This is a genomic window from Rathayibacter sp. AY1B4 (assembly GCF_002932815.1).
GTDB lineage: Bacteria > Actinomycetota > Actinomycetes > Actinomycetales > Microbacteriaceae > Rathayibacter.
In genome coordinates, this window is record NZ_PSWN01000013.1 from 75,085 (window position 1) to 83,480 (window position 8,396).

Sequence of the window (8,396 nt, forward strand, 5' to 3'; positions counted from 1 at the left end):
CCCGGCGCCGGGTTCGAGAAGGGAACGGACATGACGGCATCCCGTACGACGCGCATCCTCATCCTCGGCGGCGGCTACGTCGGCCTGTACACGGCCTGGGGCCTCGAGAAGAGACGGGGGGAGGCGCCGATCGACGTCACCGTCGTCGAGCCGAACCCCTACATGACCTACCAGCCGCTGCTGCCCGAGGTCGCCGGCGGGCACGTCCAGCCGCGCCACGTCACGGTGCCGCTGGTCTCCGCGCTCAAGCGCACCCGCGTGATCCGCGGCGCGATCACCGGCGTGAGCCTCGCCGAGCGCAGCGCCACCGTCGCCGCGATGGACGGCTCCACCCGCACGATCGAGTTCGACCAGGTCGTCTTCGCGCTCGGAGCCGTCACCCGCACGTTCCCCACGCCGGGCCTCGCCGAGCACGGCATCGGCTTCAAGACGGTGGAGGAGGCGGCGCACCTGCGCGACCGCGTCATCGAGAACATCGCGAAGGCGGCGCTCACCACCGATCCCGCCGAGCGCCGGCGCCTGCTCACCTTCGTCTTCGTCGGCGGCGGCTACACCGGCGTCGAGGCGCTGAGCGAGCTGCTCGACCTCAGCCGCAAGACCCTCGCCGCACAGCCCTCCCTCTCGATGGGCGACGTGACCTGGCACCTCGTCGAGGCGCTGGACCGGGTCGCCCCCGAGGTCGGTCCCGAGCTCTCGAGGTGGACGCTCGACCACCTCCGCTCGCGCGGCGTGCACGTGCACCTGAAGACGACGATGCCCTCCTGCGAGGACGGCGTCGTGGAGCTCTCCTCGGGCGAGCGCATCCCGACGGCCACGATCGTGTGGACCGCCGGCGTGAAGCCGAACCCGATCCTCGACGCGACCGACGCGCCCCGCGGGCCGAAGGGCCACGTCATGGCGGATGCGCGCCTGCGGGTCATCCGCGAGGACGGCGAGCCGGTGGGCGGCGCCTGGGCGGCCGGCGACGGCGCGCAGGTGCCGGACCTCACCAGCGAGAAGCAGCCCGCGTACTACCCGCCGAACGCGCAGAACGCGGTTCGGCAGGCCAAGCTCCTGGCGCGCAACATCATCGCCGACCTCACCGGAGGCACCGTGGAGGAGTACCGCCACGCCTCCGTCGGGACCGTCGCCGAGTACGGCATCGGCAAGGGCGCGGGCCTGATCAAGGGCGTGAAGCTGCGCGGCCTCCCCGCCTGGCTCGCCCACCGCGCCTACCACGGAGCGGCGATGCCGACCCTGGACCGCAAGTGGCGGATCATCACGGGCTGGCTCGTCGACGCCGTCACTCCGCGCGACCTCTCGCCGATGAGCGCGCTGCAGGACCCGCGCCGCGCCTTCCGCGAGACGGCCGAGGCCACCGATCGCGAGGCCGCGGCGAAGGCCGCCGCGAAGAAGGAGTCGGACGCGTCCTGACGCGCCGGTGAGAGCGCGGGAGTCGCGGTGGTCGAGCGGGATCATCGCGACTCCCGCGCTCCCGAGTCGTGGGCCCCGCCTCGGAGCGCCTCGGCCTGACGGTCTCGGCTCAGGCCCGGCGGCGCGGCTTGAGGCGCACGGTCGGCAGCACGGGCGCGGGGAGCGCGCGTCCGCCGTACCCGTCGACGGTGCCGAACGGTCCCGCGGGATCCGCCCCGGCGATCACGTCGGACTGCCAGCGCTCGCGGGCGGACGCCACGTCGTCGTGGCTGCGGCCGACGAAGTTCCACCACATCACCAGCTCCTCGGCGAACGGCTCGCCGCCGAGCAGCACCACGCGGGCTCCAGCGTCCCCGGCGGCCAGCACCAGGTGCGAGCGGCCGGGCGTTAGGTAGGCGAGGTCCGAGCGCGGGACGTCCGCACCCTCGACCGCCACGGGGCCGGCGTCGACGAGCACGCCGTACTCCCACGACTCCTCGACCGGCAGCTCGACCCGGGCACCCGGCTCGAGGTCGATCTGGGCGGCGACCAGCGGAGTGAAGGTGCTCGCGGGCACCGACGCGCCCAGCATCCCTCCGACGAAGACGCGCACCAGCGCGCCGGGCAGCTCCACCGGCACGCCGCGGTGGTGCTCGAAGAACGGATCGACGAGCCGCGCCTCCTCGGGCAGCGCGACCCAGAGCTGCACCCCGTGCAGAACGGGCGCGCCCCCGGTCGAGACCTCCGAGTGCGAGATGCCGCGTCCGGCCGTCATCAGGTTGAGCTCGCCCGGGCGCACCACGGCGAGGCTGCCGACGCTGTCGCGGTGCTCGATCTCGCCCTCGAAGAGCCAGCTCACGGTCTGCAGGCCGGTGTGCGGGTGCGGCGGGACGTCCATCCCGGCCTCCTCGCCGAGCCGCACCGGGCCGTAGTGGTCGGCGAAGCACCATGCGCCGATCGTCGAGCGCGAGCGCTGGGGGAGGGTGCGGCGCACCTCGATCGCACGCGGACCGCCGAGCGGGACGAGCCGTGCCTCCAGGATCTCGACCGCGCCGGGCTCGCGAGGGACCGGCTCCGCGGCGACGGGGAGCTCGTCGGGATGCTCCTCCAGGTTGCTCATGCGGGAAGTGTATGCCTTCGCATGGACCGGTGGACGGGACCGCCGCCCGCACCCCTCCCGGATCGCGTGCACGCCCAGGGCGAACAGGCCTGCTCACCGGGGGGAGCGCTGGTTACAGTCGACGTATCGGAGCCCACCCCTGCGGGTTCTGTAGGGAGTGACAGCATGTTCGAGAGATTCACCGATCGCGCGCGGCGCGTCGTCGTCCTGGCCCAGGAAGAGGCCAAGATGCTCAATCACAACTACATCGGCACGGAGCACATCCTGCTCGGCCTGATCCACGAGGGCGAGGGAGTGGCCGCCAAGGCGCTCGAGTCCCTCGGGATCTCGCTCGACGCTGTGCGCGAGCAGGTGCAGGACATCATCGGCCAGGGGCAGCAGCAGCCGACCGGCCACATCCCCTTCACGCCTCGGGCGAAGAAGGTCCTCGAGCTGTCCCTGCGCGAAGCGCTGCAGCTCGGCCACAACTACATCGGGACCGAGCACATCCTGCTCGGCCTCATCCGCGAGGGCGAGGGCGTCGCCGCTCAGGTGCTGGTCAAGCTCGGTGCCGACCTGAACCGCGTGCGCCAGCAGGTCATCCAGCTGCTCTCCGGCTACCAGGGCAAGGAGCAGGTCGCCGTGGGCGGTGAGCAGCAGCAGCCTCAGGGGGGATCGCAGATCCTCGACCAGTTCGGCCGCAACCTCACCCAGGCGGCGCGCGACAACAAGCTCGACCCGGTCATCGGGCGCGAGAAGGAGATCGAGCGGGTCATGCAGATCCTCTCCCGCCGCTCCAAGAACAACCCCGTCCTGATCGGCGAGCCCGGCGTCGGCAAGACCGCCGTCGTCGAGGGCCTCGCCCAGGCGATCGTGCGCGGCGACGTGCCCGAGACGCTGAAGGACAAGCAGCTCTACACGCTCGACCTCGGCTCGCTCATCGCCGGATCCCGCTACCGCGGTGACTTCGAGGAGCGCCTCAAGAAGGTCACGAAGGAGATCCGCACCCGCGGCGACATCATCACCTTCATCGACGAGATCCACACCCTCGTCGGCGCAGGGGCCGCTGAGGGCGCGATCGACGCCGCCTCGATCCTCAAGCCGCTGCTCGCCCGCGGCGAGCTGCAGACCATCGGCGCGACCACGCTCGACGAGTACCGCAAGCACTTCGAGAAGGACGCCGCTCTCGAGCGCCGCTTCCAGCCGATCCAGGTCGCGGAGCCGTCGCTGCCCCACACGATCAACATCCTCAAGGGCCTGCGCGACCGCTACGAGGCGCACCACAAGGTGTCCATCACCGACGGCGCGATCGTCTCGGCGGCCAACCTGGCCGACCGCTACATCAGCGACCGCTTCCTCCCCGACAAGGCGATCGACCTGATCGACGAGGCAGGCGCACGCCTGCGCCTCTCGATCCTCTCGGCGCCGCCGGAGCTGCGCGACTTCGACGACCGCATCGCCGTGGTCCGCTCCGCCAAGGAGGCCGCGATCGAGGACCAGGACTTCGAGAAGGCCGCGTCGCTCCGCGACGAGGAGAAGCAGCTGCTCGGTGAGCGCCTGCGCCTCGAGAAGCAGTGGAAGTCGGGCGACGTCAAGGCCACCGGCGTGGTCGACGAGGGCCTGATCGCCGAGGTCCTCGCCCAGGCGACGGGCATCCCGGTCTTCAAGCTCACGGAGGAGGAGTCCTCGCGGCTCGTCTTCATGGAGAAGGCCCTGCACCAGCGCGTCATCGGCCAGGAGGAGGCCATCGCGGCCCTCTCGCGGACGATCCGCCGCACCCGCGCGGGCCTCAAGGACCCCAAGCGCCCCTCGGGCTCGTTCATCTTCGCCGGCCCCACGGGCGTCGGGAAGACCGAGCTGGCCAAGGCGCTCGCCGAGTTCCTCTTCGACGACGAGAACGCGATGATCTCGCTCGACATGTCGGAGTACGGCGAGAAGCACACCGTCTCGCGGCTGTTCGGCGCCCCTCCCGGGTTCGTCGGCTTCGAGGAGGGCGGCCAGCTCACCGAGAAGGTGCGCCGCAAGCCGTTCAGCGTGGTCCTCTTCGACGAGATCGAGAAGGCGCACCCGGACATCTTCAACTCCCTCCTCCAGATCCTGGAGGAGGGTCGACTGACCGACGGCCAGGGCCGTGTCGTCGACTTCAAGAACACCGTCATCATCATGACCACCAACCTCGGTGCTCGTGACATCGCCGGTGGTCCCGTCGGGTTCCAGATCGAGGGCGACAACGCCACCGGATACGACCGCATGCGCGGCAAGGTCAACGAGGAGCTCAAGAAGCACTTCAAGCCCGAGTTCCTCAACCGCGTGGACGACGTCATCGTCTTCCCGCAGCTGTCGAAGCCCGAGCTGCTCCAGATCGTCGACCTCTTCATCAAGCGCCTGGGCGACCGCCTGCTCGACCGCGACATGACGGTGGAGCTGACGCAGCCGGCCAAGGAGCGCCTGATCGAGGTCGGGTTCGACCCGGCCCTCGGTGCGCGCCCCCTGCGCCGCGCGATCCAGCGCGAGATCGAGGACCAGCTGTCCGAGCGGATCCTGCACGGCGAGCTCGGCGCCGGAGACCACATCCACGTGGACTTCGCCGACAACAGGTTCGTCTTCACCACGACCCCGCGTCTGATCTCGATCAGCGCCGGCGCGTCCACCGGAGCGGCCACGGCCGGCCCGGCGACGCCCGACCTGATGTCGTAGCAGGCTCCCGGACGACCCCGTGCCCGTCCCCTCTCGCGAGGGGGCGGGCACGTCGTCGTCCGGGGGGGTGGGCGCCTGCTCGCAGGATCCCGCGCCCGGTGCGGCCTAGGCTTGTCGAATGGCCGATTGGAAGTACCCGGTGCGCCGCGCGCGCACGAGCGATGTCCCCTTCATCCAGGAGCTCAGCGAGCCGCTCGTGAACGAGCGCATCCTCCTGGGCAAGGACCGCGTGGTGCTCTACGGCGCCGTGCAGGAGTTCCGCATCGCCGAGGACGGCCACGGGACGGCGATCGGCTGCGGTGCGCTGCATGTGATGTGGGACGACATCGCGGAGGTGCGCACCCTCGCGGTCGCGCAGGACTGGCTCGGGAGGGGTGTGGGCCACCACATCCTGGAGCGCCTCGAGAACGACGCGCGCGAGCTCGGCCTGAAGCGCCTGTTCTGCCTCACCTTCGAGGTCGACTTCTTCACCCGTCACGGCTTCGAGCCGATCGGCGAGAAGGTCGTCGACCCCGAGGTCTACGCCGAGCTGCTCCGCTCTCCCGACGAGGGAGTCGCCGAGTTCCTCGACCTCGCCCGGGTGAAGCCGAACACGCTCGGCAACACCCGCATGCTGAAGACGCTCTGACCGCCACCACGTCGTAGCCTGTCCCGGTGACTCCGCCGCCTCGCCGCCTGCCCTCCCGGGTCTACCGGCGACGCCGCGCCGGAGTGCTGCTCGCGCTGGTCGTCATCGTCGCGGGCCTGGCGGTGGTGCTGTCGCTGCTCCCGCGGATGACCGGCTCCGACGCCGCGTCGAGCCCCACGCCGACCGTCGTGCTGCCGACGCTCTACCCGACCACCTCGCCCGGTGCGACGCCCGGCGCCGCACCCGCCTGCTCGGCCGACTCCGTCGCCGTCACCGCGGTCACGGACGCCACGAGCTACGCGCCCGGCGAGGATCCGCAGCTCTCGCTCTCGCTGGCCAACATCTCGAGCACCGACTGCGTGATCGACGCGGGCACGAGCAAGCAGGTCTTCACGATCACGAGCGGCTCCGAGCAGATCTGGACCTCCACGGACTGCCAGACCGGCGCGGCCGATCTGCCGGTGCTCCTCCAGGCGGGCCGCTCGGTGATGGGCAGCGCGCTGACGTGGGATCGCACCCGCTCCTCCGCCGACACCTGCTCCGGCGGACGCGAGGCGGTCGAGGCGGGCGGCGCCGCCTACAACCTGTCGGTGTCGGTCGCCGGCATCCCCTCGGGCTCGCCCACGCAGTTCCTGCTCCAGTAGTCCGCCCGGGGGACGTGCCGGGCGTGCGTCGGCGCGTAGCATCGCAGGCATGTGGGGGCTGCTCGGCACGATCCTGTCCGCCTCGACCGGCCGGGCGGGGGTTGTCGCGCGGCGCGCGGCGGCCGTGGCCCTCGCGGTCCCGCTGCTGGTCGGCGGAGCGGCGGCGCAGGCCGTGGCGGCTCCGCAGCCCGTCGCGGCTCCGCAGCCCGTCGCGGGCGTCGTGCGCGCGGATGTGGACGGCTTCCGGTTCTCGGAGTACTCGGCCGACTTCCGCCTCGACCGCGACGAGGAGGGCCGCTCGACGCTGACCACCGTCGAGACCTTCGTCGCCGAGTTCCCGCCGTCGCAGAACCGCGGCATGCAGCGCGCGATCCCGCTCGACTACGAGGGGCACCCGACCGACGTCGACCTGGTGTCCGTCACCGACGGCGACGGGGAGGCGCGGCCGGTCGACACCGAGCGCGAGGACGGCTTCCTCCTGGTCACCAGCGCAGCGGACGAGTTCGTCAGCGGCAGCCAGACCTACGTCTTCACCTACACGCAGCACAACACGACCCTGCCTGGATCCGGCACGCGCAGCGGCGAGGACGAGTTCTACTGGGACGTCAACGGCACGGGCTGGCGCCAGTCCTTCGACCGCTACGACGTGCGCGTCGAGCTCGCCGGGTCGCTGGCCTCCGCCGCGACGGGGACCGTCAGCTGCTACCGGGGACCGGAGGGCTCGACGACGCCCTGCCCGATCGGCCGCGACGGCGCGGTCGTCACGGCATCGGGGGAGTCGCTGGCTCCGGGGGAGAACGTGACCGTGGCGATCGGCTTCGCTCCCGGGACCTTCACGCCGCGCGACGACCGCTACCTCGCCTCCGGCTGGTCCTGGGTGCAGCTGGGCGGCCTCGCCGCGGTCCTGATCGGCCTCGCACTCGCCGTGCGCCGGCGCCGGACCGTGCTCCGCGACGCTCCCGGCCGCCCGACCGTCGTCGCCGAGTACGACCCGCCCGCGGAGGGGCTGTTCCTCTCCGCCGCGCTGCTGCGGAAGACGTCGAAGGCCCCCGCGGCCGGACTCCTGGACGCCGCCGTCCGCGGTCTCGTGCGCATCGAGGAGACGGGGGAGGGGCGGAAGCAGGAGTACGCCGTGCGGGTGCTCGACCCTGCGACGACGCCGACGCGACGCGCGGGACGCCCGCGGCCCCTCGCCTCCGACGACCGCGAGTTCCTCGACATCGCCCTCGGCCGGGTGCCGGGGACGGTGCGTGAGCTCTCCGGCAAGGACAAGGAGTTCGGCAAGGCCGTCGGACAGTTCCGGACCGCGCTGGGCAACCGGGTGACCGAGGCGGGACTGAAGAAGGCCGGGACGATCGGCGGCAGTGTGCTCGTGATCGTCCCGCTGCTGCTGGGTGTCATGGCCGCTTTCCTGGGCGCGATCCTCCTGATGACCCGCTCCTTCGGCGGAGCGCTCCCGCTCGTGCTGATGCTGGTCGCGATCGTCGCGGCCGTCGTCGGGACGATCCTGGTCTCGAGGGTGCCGCTGACGGCCGCGGGCGCGGAGCTGCGCGACCATCTGCGCGGGCTCGAGCTGTACATCCGCCTGGCCGAGGCCGACCGGATCGCGATGCTGCAGTCGCCCCGCGGGGCGGACCGGCGCACGGTCGGACCGGTCGAGGTGGTCGAGGTGACGGAGCGCCTGCTGCCGTGGGCCGTGCTCTTCGGTCTCGAGAAGGAGTGGTCGGCGGAGCTCGCGTCGGCCTACGAGCGCACCGGCGAGGAGCCGGTCTGGTACTCCGGACCGAACGGCTTCCACGCGGCGGGCTTCGCCGGCAGCGTGTCCTCGTTCTCGTCGTCGACGTCGAGCTACGTCGGATCCTCGCCGGGCGCGTAGCTCGTGGCGTCCGTGACCGCGGTGACGGCGACGGAGTCGGCCGAGCAGGCGGGTGCGGCG

General features: G+C 71.8%; 6 protein-coding genes. 5 read left to right on the forward strand and 1 reads right to left on the reverse strand.

Annotated features, from left to right (window positions below; genetic code table 11):
* Positions 1-30: 30 nt before the first annotated feature.
* Positions 31-1,413 carry an NAD(P)/FAD-dependent oxidoreductase gene (locus C5D66_RS10505; RefSeq protein WP_104255540.1) on the forward strand — a complete coding sequence of 461 codons (1,383 nt, stop codon included), beginning with the start codon at positions 31-33 and terminating at the stop codon, positions 1,411-1,413.
* A 109-nt stretch (positions 1,414-1,522) separates the two neighbouring features.
* Here C5D66_RS10505 and C5D66_RS10510 read toward each other — a convergent pair whose 3' ends face one another.
* Positions 1,523-2,512 (reverse strand): pirin family protein, encoded by a 990-nt coding sequence (locus C5D66_RS10510; RefSeq protein ID WP_104255541.1) that lies wholly within the window; start codon positions 2,510-2,512, stop codon positions 1,523-1,525.
* Between the two features lie 165 nt (positions 2,513-2,677).
* Here C5D66_RS10510 and C5D66_RS10515 point away from each other — a divergent pair, with 165 nt between their 5' ends.
* The 4 genes from C5D66_RS10515 to C5D66_RS10530 all read left to right on the forward strand — a co-directional run bounded on the left by C5D66_RS10515 (position 2,678) and on the right by C5D66_RS10530 (position 8,336).
* Positions 2,678-5,188, forward strand: coding sequence for an ATP-dependent Clp protease ATP-binding subunit (locus C5D66_RS10515; RefSeq protein ID WP_104234294.1), 2,511 nt, complete (start codon positions 2,678-2,680; stop codon positions 5,186-5,188).
* Between the two features lie 118 nt (positions 5,189-5,306).
* Positions 5,307-5,816, forward strand: a complete 510-nt coding sequence (locus tag C5D66_RS10520; RefSeq protein ID WP_104234293.1) for an amino-acid N-acetyltransferase — start codon at positions 5,307-5,309, stop codon at positions 5,814-5,816.
* Between the two features lie 26 nt (positions 5,817-5,842).
* Positions 5,843-6,460 (forward strand): hypothetical protein, encoded by a 618-nt coding sequence (locus C5D66_RS10525; protein WP_104224088.1) that lies wholly within the window; start codon positions 5,843-5,845, stop codon positions 6,458-6,460.
* Between the two features lie 49 nt (positions 6,461-6,509).
* A complete protein-coding gene (locus tag C5D66_RS10530; protein ID WP_104326899.1) occupies positions 6,510-8,336 on the forward strand; it encodes a DUF2207 domain-containing protein in 1,827 nt (608 codons plus the stop codon).
* The last annotated feature ends 60 nt before the right edge of the window (positions 8,337-8,396 follow it).